The organism is Roseateles sp. P1_C6, from assembly GCF_056406315.1.
Window position 1 is genome coordinate 409,098 of sequence record NZ_JBFUAK010000003.1, and the last position, 12,659, is coordinate 421,756.

Genomic DNA, 12,659 nt, shown 5'->3' on the forward strand with positions numbered 1-12,659 from the left:
AGTCTCCCGCCATCAACCCGGAGGGGGATGGCGATGAAGCTCAGCGATTTCACGATCAGGGCGCGGCTTCTTGCGCTCGCCGCCCTCGCGGTGGTGGCCATGCTCGTCGTCGGCCTGCAGGGCCTGCGCAGCCTGTCCCAGTCCAAGGCGGAGTTTGTCCACTACGTGGACAACGACGTCGAGACCTTGACGCAGCTGGCCGGCATACGCGCCGGCGTCGGCAACCTGCGCCGCTATGAAAAAGACCTGCTGATCAACCTGGCCGACGCCAAGGCCGTAGAGCGCTATCGCAAGGATTGGAACGAGACCTTCGACAAGGTCTCGATCAGCCTGGACAAGATCGGCAAGCTCGACATCCCGGACGACGTGAAGCGCATGCCGGCGGAGCTGCTGAAGGCGCTGCAGGACTACCGCGGCGGCTTCAGTGGCATCCTGGAGCGGGTCGCCAAGGGCGAGTTCGCCGACACGGCCACCGCCAACCAGGCGATGGAACCGGTCAAGGGCCCGGTGCGGGCGTTGGACAAGTCGCTGGCCGAGATGACCGAGAAGGTCGACCAGCACTCGGCCCGGCAGGTCGCGCTGCTGGACGAGCACGAGAAGGACATCCGCCTGAACCTGACGCTGGTCGTCATCGCCGCGGTGCTGCTGCTGGCGGGCTACACGGTGGTCAACATCCGCTCCATCCTCGCGCCGCTGGCCTATGCGGTGAAGACGGCTGAGCGCATCGCTGGCCAGGACCTCAGCCAGCCGGTGCGCGTGGATGGCCGTGACGAGACGGCGGCCGTCATGCGCGGCGTGCAGGGCATGCAGGACTCGCTGGCCAAGGTCGTCTCCGGCGTGCGCCTCAGCACGGACAGCATCGCCAATGCGTCGCGCGAGGTGGCCGTCGGCAGCCAGGACCTGAGCAACCGCACCGAGCAGGCCGCGTCCAACCTGCAGGAGACGGCCTCGGCGATGGAGGAGCTGACCGCCAGCGTCACGCACAACGCCGAGTCAGCCCGCCAGGCCAACCAGCTGGCCGGCGACGCCGCCGAGGTGGCGCGCCGCGGCGGCGCGGTGGTGGACGAGGTCGTGCAGACCATGGGGCGCATCAGTGCGTCGTCGGCCAAGATCGCCGACATCATCTCGGTCATCGACGGCATCGCCTTCCAGACCAACATCCTGGCGCTCAATGCAGCCGTGGAGGCCGCGCGCGCGGGCGAGCAGGGGCGTGGCTTCGCCGTCGTCGCCAGCGAGGTGCGCACGCTGGCGCAGCGCTCGGCCGAGGCCGCCAAGGAGATCAAGGCGCTGATCACGCGCAGCGGCGAGAACGTCGACAGTGGCGCGGCCCTGGTGTCCCAGGCCGGCGGCACGATGAAGGAAATCATCGAGTCGATTGCACGGGTCAGCGCCATCGTCTCCGAGATCAGCCATGCCACCGGCGAGCAGAGCACGGGCATCGGCCAGATCGGCCAGGCCATCGCGGGCCTGGACCAGATGACGCAGCAGAACGCCGCGCTGGTGGAGGAATCCGCCGCGGCCGCGGTCAGCCTGCAGCAGCAGGCCGACGAGCTGGCGCGCTCGGTGTCGATCTTCAGGCTGAGCTGAGCGCGCGGTTCAAGGCATCGGCGGGCCGCAGCGCGCCGACGTCGATGCCGCGCCAGTTGCGCAGCTCCAGGTGGCTGTAGCCACGCAGCACCGCGTCCTCGGTCTGCAGCAGCGCCTGCGCAACGGCGGCCATCGCGGCCTCGGCGGCGCGCATGGCACCGTCGTCGATCTTCAGCGCCACGCCCAGGCCCAGCGCCGGCAGCGCCGCGCAGTAGACGCCCTCGGCGCCGATCTTGCAGAACAGCCGCTCGCCGTAGGCCTGCATGACGCGTGTGTCGAAGCGGTCCGTGCCGCCCACCATGAAGGGCGCCGCGGCCACAGCCTGGCGCAGCCGGCGTGCCGCGCGGGCGTGGCCGTCAGACAGCCCCTGGCCCGTGCCGCAGCGGGCGAAGGCCAGCGCGAGCGAGCGCAGTGGCAGCGCGAAGGTCGGGATCGAGCAGCCGTCGATGCCGCGCGGGGCCTGCTCGACGTCCACGCCGCTCGCGGCCGACAGCGCGGCGGACACCTCGCGCATGACCGGGTGCTCGGCCGCCACATAGCCGCGCACGAACTCGGCGGGCTCGGCGCCGGCATCGCGCGCCATCAGGCAGGCCACGCAGACAAAGCCGCTGTGCTTGCCCGAGCAGTTGTTGTGCAGCGGGCCGGCCACCTCGCCGCGCGCCAGCATGCCGCGCAGCACGGGTTCGCGGCTGGGCCATTGCGTGCCGCATTCCAGTGCGCCGGCGTCCAGCCCCAGCTTGGTCAGCACGCCCGCGGCGGTGGCCACATGCTCGGGCTCGCCGCTGTGCGAGGCGCAGGCCAGCGCCAGTTCGGCGTCACTCAGGCCAAAGGCCTCGGCCGCGCCGCTGGCCACTAGCGGCAGCGCCTGCAGCAGCTTGACGGCCGAGCGCGGGAAGATGGGGCGGTCGATGTCGCCCAGCGCCGTGTGCACGGCGCCCGCGGCGTCGACGATGGCCAGTGCGCCGGCGTGGCGCGATTCGACGGCGCTGCCGCGCAGCACTTCGATGAGGACGGGGTTCATGCCGCCAGTCTAGGCCGGTAGAACTGCAGGCCCAGCGACGCGGCGAACACGACCAGCCCGCCCACGGACAGCGCCGCCCCCACCCAGCCCAGCGACGCCCAGCCCCAGCCCGCCGCGATGGCCGCGCCACCCAGCGCCGCGCCCAGTGCGTTGGCGACGTTGAAGGCCGAGTGGTTGAGCGCCGCGGCCAGCGTCTGCGCGTCGCCGGCCACGTCCATCAGCCGGATCTGCAGCGCCGGGCCCAGGGCCACGACGCAGCCCAGGCCGAACACGGCGAGCAGCGCCGTCGGCACCTGCTGGGCCAATGTGCCAAAGCTCGCCAGCAGCAGCGCCGAGTACAGCAGCGTGCCGGCAATGGTGGGCAGCAGCGCGCGGTCGGCCAGGCGGGCGCCGAACAGGTTGCCGGCGATGCAGCCCAGGCCGAACAGCGCCAGCGCCGGCGGCACCAGCGCGAGCGGCAGCCCGCTGACCTCGACCAGCGTGGGCTTGATGTAGCTGAACACGCAGAACATGCCGCCAAAGCCGATGCCGGCCACGCCCAGCGTCAGCCAGACTTGCGGACGTGCCAGCGCGCCCAGCTCGCGCAGCGGGCTGGCACCGGCGGCGGCGGGCAGGGCCGGCAGCGCCCGGCGGATCAGCACGGCCGCCAGCAGCGCGATGGCGCCGACGAAGACGAAGGCGGCGCGCCAGCCGAACTGCTGGCCCAGCCAGGCCGCCAGCGGCACGCCGGCCAGCGTGGCCGTGGCCAGTCCCATCATGACCAGGCCCACGGCACGCGCGCGCTGGCCGGGCGGCGACAGCGCGGCCGCCACCAGCGCCGCGACGCCGAAATAGGTGCCATGCGGCAGGCCACAGGCCAGCCGCGTCAGCCCGACGGCAAAGGCGCCGGGCGCGATCGCGGTCGCGAAGTTGGCGGCGGCATAGAACACCATCAGCGCCATCAGCAGCGCACGGCGCGCCCAGCCGGCGGTGAGCACGGCCAGCAGCGGCGCGCCAACGGCCACGCCCAGTGCGTAGGCGCTGATCAGGCCGCCGGCGGCGTGCACGCTGATGCCGACGTCGCTGGCGACTTCGGGCAGCAGGCCCATGATGACGAATTCGCCGGTGCCGATGGCAAAGCCACCGACGCCCAGGGCCAGCAAGGCATGGGTGGCGTTGACGGGGGGAACGGTTGGGGGAGCAGACATGCCCGCACCATACGGGCTTGGCGATGGCCCGATAAGCTGGCCGGGCATGCCAGCAGCTTGAAGCCGCGCTTCAAGATGGGCGTCAGTCCACGTGGACGCGGTTGCGGCCGGTGCGCTTGGCGGCGTAGAGCGCGTGGTCGGCGCGGGCGAGCAAGCTGTCGGCCTGCAGCGGCGGCAGGCCGCCGGCGATGCCGACGCTGATGCGCACCAGCAGGCCGGGCGTGATGGCGGCCCAGTCGTGCTCGACCACGGCCAGGCGCAGGCGCTCGCAGATCTCGGCCGCCTGCTGCGGCGCGATGCCCACCAGCACGGCCATGAACTCCTCGCCGCCGATGCGGGCCATCAGGTCGGCGCTGCGCAGGCGGTGGCGCAGCAGCTGGGCGAGCTGCTGCAGCACGGCGTCGCCCACCGCGTGGCCGTGGGTGTCGTTGATCTTCTTGAAATGATCCACGTCCAGCGCCGCCACGCTGATGACCTGGCCGCCCATCTGTGCGCCCTGCACCAGCAGCGGCAGCGCGAACTCGGCGTGCCGCCGGTTGTGCAGGCCGGTCAGCACGTCCTCGTGCGCGGCCCGGTCCAGCGCCATCGCATGCTCGCGCAGGCGCTGCTGTTCGTTCTCCAGATGAGTCGCGCGGGCGCGCTCGCGGCGGGCGTCGGCCACGGCGCTGTCGGCGCGCGCCTGGGCCTGCTCGACCTGGTCGCGGATCAGGATGACCTCGGTCTGCAGCACCAGGTTGTCGCGGCGGATCTGGCGGTCCAGGCCGCCGAGTTCCTCCAGCCAGCCCAGCGCCTCGCGGTACTGGCCGCAGGCTTTGTGCGTCTCGTACAGCGCGCGGATCAGCAGGCGGCGCAGCTTGGGCGGCGGCTCCACGGCCGCGCTGAGCAGCGCCTCCAGGATGCGCGCGGCCTGCACGGGTTCGCCCTTCAGGCGCAGGAAGATCGCGCGCTGGGCGTCGGCCTCGACGGCCAGCGTGCGGTAGCCATGGTCGTGCGCGAGGTGACCGAACTCGTTGAGCAGCGGCAGCGCGGTGTCCAGCTGGCCGCCGGCCAGCTCCGCGTTGACGAGGTTGGACACGGCCACCGCGACCTGGAAGGGGCTGCCCGAGCGGCGCGCCAGGTCGGTGGCCTGCTGGGCCGTGCGGCGCGCGTGCGTGACGGCCTCGGCCAGCGCGGTGGCATCGCCCAGCGCCTGGGCCTCCTCGGCGCGGCGTAGCCAGAAATAGGCCAGGTTGTTCTGGCAGGAAAACAGCACCTCGGGCGCGTCGGTGCGCAACGCGATCTCCAGCGCCTGTTCGGCCGAGGCGCAGGCCTGCACCGGGTTTTCCAGGCTGGAGTAGGCAATGGCCACGCGGTTCAGCGCCCAGGCCTCGCGCACCGCGTGGCCGGCACGGCGCGCGGCGGCCAGCGCCCGCATGCCGGTCTCCAGCGCCTCGCGGCCCATCAGCAGCTGGCCGTAGACATAGGCCTGGGTGGTCAGTGCGTCGGCCAGCAGCGCGTCGTCGCCCAGGCGCTCGGCCAGCCCCAGGGCCTCGGTGGCGCAGCGCGCGCTCGCCGTCAGCCGGCCCAGGCGCGGGTATTGGTGGGCCAGCAAGGCCAGCGTTTCGGCACGCCGGCGCAACTGCGTGAACGGGCAATTGAGCAGCAGGTGCTCCAGCGTGTCGCTGGAGGCCTGGTAGTCCCCGGCTGCCGCGCGCAGACGCTGCGCGATGACCGCCCGATCAAAGGCCTCGGGGTCGAAACCGTTGTCGTCGGCGGGCAGAGTGGGGAGATCGAGCAGGGCTGACATCGAAGCGGCTGATTTTGCCTACCCCCAGAATGCCGGCCATGCATGACGCCGCCATTTTCGGGATCGACTTCACGAGTGCGCCCCGCCGCAGCAAGCCCATTTGCGTCGCCGAAGGGCGGCGGCACGGCGCCGTCGTCCGCCTGACCGGGTTGACAGCGCTGGACAGCCTGGAGGCTTTTTCCGTCTGGCTGGCCCGGCCGGGGCCTTGGGTGGCCGGTTTCGACCTGCCTTTCGGCCTGCCGCGCGAGCTGGTCGAACAGCTGGGCTGGCCCACCGACTACGCCGCGCTGATGGCCCACTACGCCGGGCTGAGCCGGGTGGAGATCCGTGACCGCTTCGCGGCCTTCTGCGATGCGCGGCCGGCCGGCGCCAAGTTTGCCCACCGGGCCTGTGACGGCCCGGCTGGCGCGAGCCCGAGCATGAAATGGGTCAACCCGCCGGTGGCCTGGATGCTGCATGCCGGCGTGCCGCGGCTGATCGCGGCGGGCGTTCATCTGCCGGGGCTGCTGGCCGGCGACCCGGGGCGTGTTGCGCTGGAGGCCTACCCCGGGCTGCTGGCGCGCGAGCTGATTGGCCGGCGCTCCTACAAGAGCGACACCAAGGCCGCGCAGACGCCCGAGCGGCTGATCGCGCGCAAGGACGTCGTCGACGCGCTGGAGCAGGGCCGCACGCGGCTGGGCCTGCGGCTCAAGTTGAGCCACGCCCAGCGCGATGAGCTGGTGGCCGACGCGAGCGGCGACAGCCTGGATGCCGTGCTGGCGCTGCTGCAGGCCGGCTGGGCGGCGGCACAACCGGGCTATGGCTGGCCGCAGGGCGTGGACGCGCTGGAGGGCTGGATCGTCAGTGCGTGATCGCCACGCTGGCCAGCCCCGAGGCCGGTAGCGGGCTCGCGACCTGGAGCGTGCTGACGTAGCGCAGCGGCAGCGTGACGCGGGTGGTGCGGCCGGCGGTAGCGCAGGGTTGCATCGCCATCGCGCCGCCCAGCAGGCTGCAGAGCCGCCTGACGATGGACAGGCCTATGCCTTCACCCGAGCTCGCGGTGGCCGGCGGCGGCCCGCCCGGCGCGGCAGGGCCGGCGTCGCCGACCTCGAAGTACCAATGCCCGGCCTCGGCCGCGTCACAGGGGCCGCAGGTCAGCACGACGCCGCCGGCCCGCGTGTACTGCAGCGCGTTGAGCACGAGGTTCTGGGCGATGCGCGACAGCAGCAGCGGATCGCCCTCCGCCGCCAGGCTGGCGGGGCCCTTGAACTCGAGCGTGAGGCCGCGCGAACGGGCCAGCACGCGCAGGTTGTCGCAGCTCTGGCCGAGCGCGACCGCGACGTTGAGGCCGCAGATGGCCGGGCGTTCCTGCTGCGCATCCAGGCGGGCCAGGTCGGCCAGGCCGTTCAGCAGCTCGCCCAGGCCGGCCACGTTGCGGTCCAGCACGGCCATCAGCTCGGAGCGGCGCGCGTGGCCGGAACTGGTCTGCAGCAGGGCCGTGACGTTGCTGACCACGCCCAGCTTGCCGCGCAGGTCATGGACGGCCTGGCGCCACAGCGCGCAGGCCGGTTCGCCAGCGTCGTGCCCGCCGGGTGCGGTTTCCCCAGTCAAGCCCCCTCGTGTGGCGTCGCAGCGGCCGAAGGCGGCGGGCATCGGTGTGAGCAGCAGCGGCGCCGACGTGGCGGGCACCATCGTCTCGAAGGGGGTGTACTGCGGGGACATGGCGGCAACCTGAAGCGTCGATGCGGCGAGCGTCATCGAAGCAGCTGCGGGCGTCGGTGCGTTGTCGCACACGCCGGGGGTGTGCCGCCGCAGCCGCGCTACTTCCTGCGCGGAGCGACCGACACGGTGGCGGCCGTGCGCACGGTCGCCTCGGGCGCGACCGGGGCTACGGGCACCGGCGCCTTCTTGGGCTTCTTCGCTTCCTTGTTGCCGTGTTGACCTTTGGACATGGGGGCTTTCGTTGACTGGACCACAGAGCGAGCAAGCACCTGCCAGATGCGCTGCACGCTTGTAGACCGTCGGCCCGCCGTCATCCGTGCGGCAACGCACGGATGACGGCGCTTGATCGCAGCGGTTCAGTCCTTGAGCCCGCGCATCCAGAGCTTGCCGGCGGCCTCGAACATCGTCGGGCCGTCCAGCGCCGCAGCCTCTCTGGCGAGCGTGAGCCATTCCAGCGTGTCGTGGTGGCTGCCCGGGATCAGCTCGGTGGAGCGCTCGGTCACGAGCCAGGCGTGCAGCTTCGCGTACAGCTCGGGATGGCGTTCACGCGTCCAGGCCAGGCCCACGAGGTCGCCAAAGCCCTCCTCGCGACGGGTCGAGCGCATTTCCAGCCAGGCCCGCTGCAGGTCGGGCGCCAGCCCGGCCGGCGCTTGCGCGGCGACGAAACCGGCCGGAACGTCGTACCAGGCGCCGTCGAGGTATCGGCGGCAATGGCCCAGCTCATGGGCGGCCATCAGCTCCAGCGTGACGCCGAGCAGCGCGGGGTCTATGGTGTCCAGCTGGCGCCGCACCTGCGGATTGCCGCGCATGGACAGCACCAGCTTGCAGCGGCCGTCGACGAAGCCCAGCGCCATCGGCGCGGCGCCGGGCGTGTCTTGCGGCTGCACAACCAGGTCCAGCGGCAGCGCCAGGGCCTGGCGCGCATGGCTGACAACGGGCCAGATGCCTTGCAGCCAGCGCGTTTCCAGCGGCGTCAGGTCGGTGGCGTGAGCCGTCTGCGACAACGCGCCGGACAGCAGGGCGAGGAGGGTGAACAGGCGACGCAGCACGGCAGATACTTCCTTTGAAGCATCTTCGGACGAGACCCCGCGGGTCTTGACATGGCAGCGGCGGGCTTGTGTGAACTATGCGGGCGAAACCCGCGCGGGCTGGGGGCCTCAGCGCAGGCCGACCTGGCCCTTCCAGGAATTCAGGATCTTGGACCGGTCCCAGGCCCGCCCGGCCTTCATCGTCCAGGCGACGTTGGGCAACGCAGGCTTGGCCGCGTCCAGCGGCGCCTCGAAGGCGACCAGGTCGGCGCGCAGGCCGGTCGCGATGCGGCCGATGTCGGCGGTGCGGCCCAGGTAGGTCGCGCCGTTGGCGGTCATGACCTTGACGGTCGCGGCCGGGTCGAAGCCGGCCTCGCGCAGCAGCTCGAACTGGCGCAGCGACGACCACCCCGGGATGACGCCGCCGTAGCCCGTCGGGTCGGTGCCGGCGACCAGCAGGCCACCGGCGTCATGGAACTGCTTCTCCCAGGCCATGTCCTTGGGCAGCACGCGGCCGTAGGCGTTGGGCCCGCCGCGCTGGATGGCCGTGTAGCGCATCACGTACTGCTCGCGCAGCTGCGGCATCAGCAGGTCCAACGCCGCAGCCGGGGCCATGGGGCGGCCGTGGGAGAAGGTCTCGAAGATGGTCAGCGTGGACGTGAGCGCCACCTTGCGCTCGATGAGCTGGCGCTGCAGCGCCGCCATGCGCGGGTCGTCCAGCGCCAGCGCGTCCAGCGAGCGTGGCACCGCGTCGCCCGCCGGGCAGGCGTCGGGCTGCTTGCCGTCGACGAAGTCGCTGGACGCGAAGAAGCCGTGCTCCAGGTTATCGATGCCCAGCGCGGCGGCCTCGGCATAGGTCACGCCGCACAGGTGGGCCGTGACCTTGGCCTGGCGGTCGTGCGCAGCTGTGACGATGGCGCCCAGCTGCTCGCGCGTCAGGTGCATGTAGCCTTTGTACGAGGTGGCGCCGACGTCGGCCCAGTAGCCGACCTGGCGCACGGCGTCTTCCGCGTTCTGCAGGCGCGGCACCTGGGCGACGAAGGCCTGGATGCCGTTCAGGAAGGGTGCCGTCACGTCCATGTCCGGCCCCGGCGCGGTGCCGGCCTTGATGTCCTTCCAGGTGTTCAGGTCGGCATAGGGGCTCATGCTGCCGGCCGTGCGCATCGTCGTCACGCCGCCGGCCAGGTAGAGCAGCGGGAAGCTCTGGAAGAAGGCGCCGTAGCTGCCGCGCTCGGTTGGGTAGAACAGGTGCTCGTGCAGCAGCACGAAGCCGGGCATCAGCGCGCCGCCGGCCAGATCCTTGACCAGCGCGCCGGCGGGGGCCTTCAGCTCGGCGTCGGGCTTGACGTCGGCGATGCGGCCGTCGCGGATCAGCACGCTCATGTGCTCGCGCGGCGCGCGGCCCGTGCCGTCGAACAGCTGGGCGTTGCGCAGCAGCGTGACGGGAGCGTGGAAGAGGGTGTAGCGCTCGGTGTCGTTGCCGGGCTGGGCGCGGGCCAGCGAGGCCGTCAGCGCGAGAGTGGCGAGAGCGGCGATGGGCAGCGTGTGTCGGTGCATGCTTCATCCTCGCACGGCGTCGGCACCGCGGTGGCACGGCGCTTGCACCCGGACCGGGCATGCAAGCCGCCGCCGACCCCGCCCGCCGCCTGGCGTTGCTGCTGGAAAGCACGGGTGAAGGCATCTTCGGCGTCGACATGGCCGGCGCGTGCACCTTCGTGAATCGCGCCGCCTGCGACATGCTGGGCTGGCGCACCGAAGAGGTGCTTGGCCGCAACATGCACCAGCTCATCCACCACTCGCACGCGGACGGCCGGCACTACCCGGAGTGCGACTGCCCGATCTTCAACGCCTTCCGCCGCGGCGAGCCCTGCCGCATCGACGACGAGGTGATCTGGCGCGCCGACGGCAGCGCCTTCCCGGCCGAGTACTCCAGCTACCCGATGCTGCAGGACGGCGTCGTGCAGGGCGCGGTGGCCACCTTCGTCGACATCACGGTGCGCAAGCGCGCGCAGGAGGTGCAGCGGGCCAGCCATGACGAGCTGGAGCGGCGCGTGGCCGAGCGCACCGCGCAGCTGCGCGAGCTGTCCCACCACCTGGAGGCCGTGCGCGAGACCGAGCGCAAGCGCATCGCCCGCGAGATCCACGACGAACTGGGCTCGCTGCTGGTGGCGCTGAAGATGGACCTGGACTGGCTGGCCCGCCGCGTGGGCGACGCCGCGCAGCGCGAGGCCATGGTGGGCAAGTGCCAGCGCATGGGCGGGCTGGTGGACACGGCGGTGGACGCGGTCGGCCGCATCATGACGGACCTGCGCCCCAGCATCCTCGACCACCAGGGCCTGTGGGCCGCGCTGGAATGGCAGGCGCAGGAGTTCCAGCTGGCCGGCAGCGACGAGCGCGCGGTCGATTTCAAGATGCACGTGGCGGCCGACGTGGCGCCGCCGGAGGGCGGGCTGCCCATCGCGGTGTTCCGCATCTTCCAGGAGGTGTTGTCCAACATCGCCCGGCACGCCAAGGCGCGCAAGGTGGCCATCCGCATCGACGTGGACGCGCCGCCGGCGCCGGTGCTGTACCTGCAGGTGCGCGACGACGGCGTGGGTGCCGCGCCCGAGGCGCTGAACGACGCCCGCAGCTACGGCGTGTTGGGCATGCGCGAGCGGGCGGGGCACTTCGGTGGGCGGCTGGGCATTGAAAGCGTTCCTGGTCGAGGCACGACGGTGCGACTGGTGATGCCGCTAGAGCAGACATGATTCGCGTCCTCATCTGCGACGACCACCTGATCGTCCGCCAGGGCATCAAGCAGGTGCTGGCCGAGGCCGAGGACCTGCGCGTGGTCGGTGAGGCGGCGAACGGGCCGGACGCGATCCAGCAGGTGAGGGCTGGCGAGGTCGACGTCGTGCTGCTGGACATCGCCATGCCGCAGCGCGACGGGCTGGACATCCTGAAGGCGCTGAAGTCCGAGTTCCCCAGGCTGCCGGTGCTGATGCTGTCCACCTACCCCGACCGCCAGTACGCCGTGCGCAGCCTCAAGCTCGGCGCGGCCGGCTACCTGAACAAGAGCGCGGACAGCGAGCAGATGATCGACGCCGTGCGCAGCGTGGCGCGCGGCAAACTCTTCATCACGCCCAGCGTGGCCGAGCAGCTGGCCGGTGCGGTGGGCGCGGGCAGTGGCCGGCGAGCGGATGATGAGCAGCCGCTGCACGAGCGGCTGTCGCACCGGGAGCATCAGGTCTTCCAACTGCTGGCTGCCGGTCGCAGCGTGGGCGAGATCGCCGAGCAGCTGGTGCTGTCGCCCAACACGGTGTCCACCTATCGCGCGCGGGTGCTGGAGAAGATCGGCGTGCGCAACGACGTGGAACTGGCGCTGTTCGCGGTGCGCACGGCGCAGGCGGGCGCCGCGGGATAGCTGCACTTGCACAGATGCAGAACCGCCGCTGATCCCCGCGCGGTACATTGCCGCCCGCATGCACCATGGCGCCGGCTGGCGCAGAGGAAGAACAGAGATGAGCGTCGATCAAACCCAGCAAATCGCCCTAGCCTTCACCACCGCTCGTGCCACCGGCCGCGCCATTGACGGCTATCCGGGCACGCCGCCCGCGACGCTGGCCGAGGCCTACGCGATCCAGGCCGCCGCGATCGCGCGCTGGCCCGATGCGGTCAAGGGCTGGAAGGTTGCCCGCGTGAACCCGGCCTTCGCCACGCAGTTCCCCGAGGAGCGGCTGATCGGCCCCGCGTTCGCCCCCAATGTGCACCACGTCGAGCCGGGCGGCACGGCGACCTGCCCCGTGTTCGAAGGCGGCTTCGCGGCCGTCGAGGCGGAAGTCGTCATCGTCGTCGCGGCGGATTCGCCGGCGGGCAAGAGCGACTGGACGGCCGAGACCGTGCTGCCGCTCGTCAAGTCCATGCACATCGGCGTCGAAGTCGCCAGCAGCCCGCTCGCGACGTTGAACGACATCGGCCCCGGCGCCGTCATCTCCGACTTCGGCAACAACTGGGGCGTCGTCGTCGGCGCCGAGATCGCCAACTGGCGCGAGCTGGAAACCATCGACGTCGAGACCTTCATCGATGGCCAGCCGGTGGGCACCGGCAAGGTTGCCATCAAGCCCGGGCCGCTGGGCGCGCTGGCCTTCACGCTGAACAAGCGCGCGCAGCAGGGCCAGATCCTGCGCGCCGGCGACGTCATCTCGACCGGCATGATCACCGGCGTGCACGACATCCGCATCGGTCAGCAGTCGCGGCATGTGTTTGCCGGAGTCGGCGAAGTGCAGGTGCAGATCGCGCGAGCGACCGCCGTCGCTGCCTGACCCAGCGCCGCCGGGATGACTGTTGCCTTCGCCAACGGCGGCTTCAGG

Annotated in this window: 12 protein-coding genes; 5 read left to right on the forward strand and 7 right to left on the reverse strand. The window is 71.7% G+C overall.

Annotation, left to right across the window (positions count from 1 at the left end; all coding sequences use genetic code 11):
* Window positions 1-33 precede the first annotated feature (33 nt).
* Entirely contained in the window at window positions 34-1,587 is a 1,554-nt protein-coding gene (locus AC1D29_RS07815; RefSeq protein ID WP_477895856.1) for a methyl-accepting chemotaxis protein, read from the forward strand.
* On the opposite strand, the gene AC1D29_RS07820 is transcribed toward AC1D29_RS07815, so the two are convergent.
* The 3 genes from AC1D29_RS07820 to AC1D29_RS07830 all read right to left on the reverse strand — a co-directional run bounded on the left by AC1D29_RS07820 (window position 1,574) and on the right by AC1D29_RS07830 (window position 5,581).
* Window positions 1,574-2,608 (reverse strand): asparaginase, encoded by a 1,035-nt coding sequence (locus AC1D29_RS07820; RefSeq protein WP_477895858.1) that lies wholly within the window; start codon window positions 2,606-2,608, stop codon window positions 1,574-1,576. The two genes, AC1D29_RS07815 and AC1D29_RS07820, sit on opposite strands and share 14 nt — an antisense overlap.
* Complete coding sequence (locus AC1D29_RS07825) at window positions 2,605-3,795, reverse strand: MFS transporter (RefSeq protein WP_477895860.1); 1,191 nt, start codon at window positions 3,793-3,795, stop codon at window positions 2,605-2,607. Before AC1D29_RS07825 ends, AC1D29_RS07820 begins: the two co-directional genes overlap by 4 nt.
* An 82-nt stretch (window positions 3,796-3,877) precedes the next feature.
* A complete protein-coding gene (locus tag AC1D29_RS07830) occupies window positions 3,878-5,581 on the reverse strand; it encodes a GGDEF domain-containing protein (RefSeq protein WP_477895862.1) in 1,704 nt (567 codons plus the stop codon).
* A 38-nt stretch (window positions 5,582-5,619) separates the two neighbouring features.
* On the opposite strand from AC1D29_RS07830, the gene AC1D29_RS07835 reads away from it, so the two are divergent.
* Complete coding sequence (locus AC1D29_RS07835) at window positions 5,620-6,432, forward strand: DUF429 domain-containing protein (protein ID WP_477895864.1); 813 nt, start codon at window positions 5,620-5,622, stop codon at window positions 6,430-6,432.
* Here AC1D29_RS07835 and AC1D29_RS07840 read toward each other — a convergent pair.
* From AC1D29_RS07840 to AC1D29_RS07855, 4 genes are all read right to left on the reverse strand, one after another.
* Window positions 6,422-7,282 (reverse strand): sensor histidine kinase, encoded by an 861-nt coding sequence (locus tag AC1D29_RS07840; RefSeq protein WP_477895866.1) that lies wholly within the window; start codon window positions 7,280-7,282, stop codon window positions 6,422-6,424. The genes AC1D29_RS07835 and AC1D29_RS07840 overlap by 11 nt on opposite strands.
* Window positions 7,283-7,380: 98 nt before the next feature.
* Window positions 7,381-7,512 (reverse strand): hypothetical protein, encoded by a 132-nt coding sequence (locus AC1D29_RS07845; protein ID WP_477895868.1) that lies wholly within the window; start codon window positions 7,510-7,512, stop codon window positions 7,381-7,383.
* A 126-nt stretch (window positions 7,513-7,638) separates the two neighbouring features.
* The gene (locus AC1D29_RS07850) at window positions 7,639-8,331 is read right to left on the reverse strand and encodes a hypothetical protein (protein WP_477895870.1); all 693 of its coding nucleotides are present in this window, start codon (window positions 8,329-8,331) and stop codon (window positions 7,639-7,641) included.
* 108 nt (window positions 8,332-8,439) lie between these two features.
* Window positions 8,440-9,867: an amidohydrolase family protein gene (locus AC1D29_RS07855; protein WP_477895872.1), complete on the reverse strand. Its 1,428-nt coding sequence runs from the start codon at window positions 9,865-9,867 to the stop codon at window positions 8,440-8,442.
* A 59-nt stretch (window positions 9,868-9,926) separates the two neighbouring features.
* On the opposite strand from AC1D29_RS07855, the gene AC1D29_RS07860 reads away from it, so the two are divergent.
* The 3 genes from AC1D29_RS07860 (at window position 9,927) to AC1D29_RS07870 (ending at window position 12,611) form a co-directional block, all read left to right on the forward strand.
* Complete coding sequence (locus tag AC1D29_RS07860) at window positions 9,927-11,057, forward strand: PAS domain-containing sensor histidine kinase (protein WP_477895874.1); 1,131 nt, start codon at window positions 9,927-9,929, stop codon at window positions 11,055-11,057.
* Window positions 11,054-11,713: a response regulator gene (locus AC1D29_RS07865; RefSeq protein WP_477895876.1), complete on the forward strand. Its 660-nt coding sequence runs from the start codon at window positions 11,054-11,056 to the stop codon at window positions 11,711-11,713. The genes AC1D29_RS07860 and AC1D29_RS07865 overlap by 4 nt, the downstream gene beginning before the upstream one ends.
* 97 nt (window positions 11,714-11,810) lie before the next feature.
* On the forward strand, window positions 11,811-12,611 hold the full coding sequence (locus AC1D29_RS07870; RefSeq protein ID WP_477895878.1) for a hypothetical protein: 801 nt from the start codon (window positions 11,811-11,813) through the stop codon (window positions 12,609-12,611).
* Window positions 12,612-12,659 lie beyond the last annotated feature (48 nt).

Bases quoted from the DNA above. Each gene is read 5' to 3' on its own strand.
- AC1D29_RS07815 (WP_477895856.1), top strand. From the start codon at position 34: ATGAAGCTCAGCGATTTCACGATCAGGGCGCGGCTTCTTGCGCTCGCC.
- AC1D29_RS07820 (WP_477895858.1), bottom strand. From the start codon at position 2,608: ATGAACCCCGTCCTCATCGAAGTGCTGCGCGGCAGCGCCGTCGAATCG.
- AC1D29_RS07825 (WP_477895860.1), bottom strand. From the start codon at position 3,795: ATGTCTGCTCCCCCAACCGTTCCCCCCGTCAACGCCACCCATGCCTTG.
- AC1D29_RS07830 (WP_477895862.1), bottom strand. From the start codon at position 5,581: ATGTCAGCCCTGCTCGATCTCCCCACTCTGCCCGCCGACGACAACGGT.
- AC1D29_RS07835 (WP_477895864.1), top strand. From the start codon at position 5,620: ATGCATGACGCCGCCATTTTCGGGATCGACTTCACGAGTGCGCCCCGC.
- AC1D29_RS07840 (WP_477895866.1), bottom strand. From the start codon at position 7,282: ATGTCCCCGCAGTACACCCCCTTCGAGACGATGGTGCCCGCCACGTCG.
- AC1D29_RS07845 (WP_477895868.1), bottom strand. From the start codon at position 7,512: ATGTCCAAAGGTCAACACGGCAACAAGGAAGCGAAGAAGCCCAAGAAG.
- AC1D29_RS07855 (WP_477895872.1), bottom strand. From the start codon at position 9,867: ATGCACCGACACACGCTGCCCATCGCCGCTCTCGCCACTCTCGCGCTG.
- AC1D29_RS07860 (WP_477895874.1), top strand. From the start codon at position 9,927: ATGCAAGCCGCCGCCGACCCCGCCCGCCGCCTGGCGTTGCTGCTGGAA.
- AC1D29_RS07865 (WP_477895876.1), top strand. From the start codon at position 11,054: ATGATTCGCGTCCTCATCTGCGACGACCACCTGATCGTCCGCCAGGGC.
- AC1D29_RS07870 (WP_477895878.1), top strand. From the start codon at position 11,811: ATGAGCGTCGATCAAACCCAGCAAATCGCCCTAGCCTTCACCACCGCT.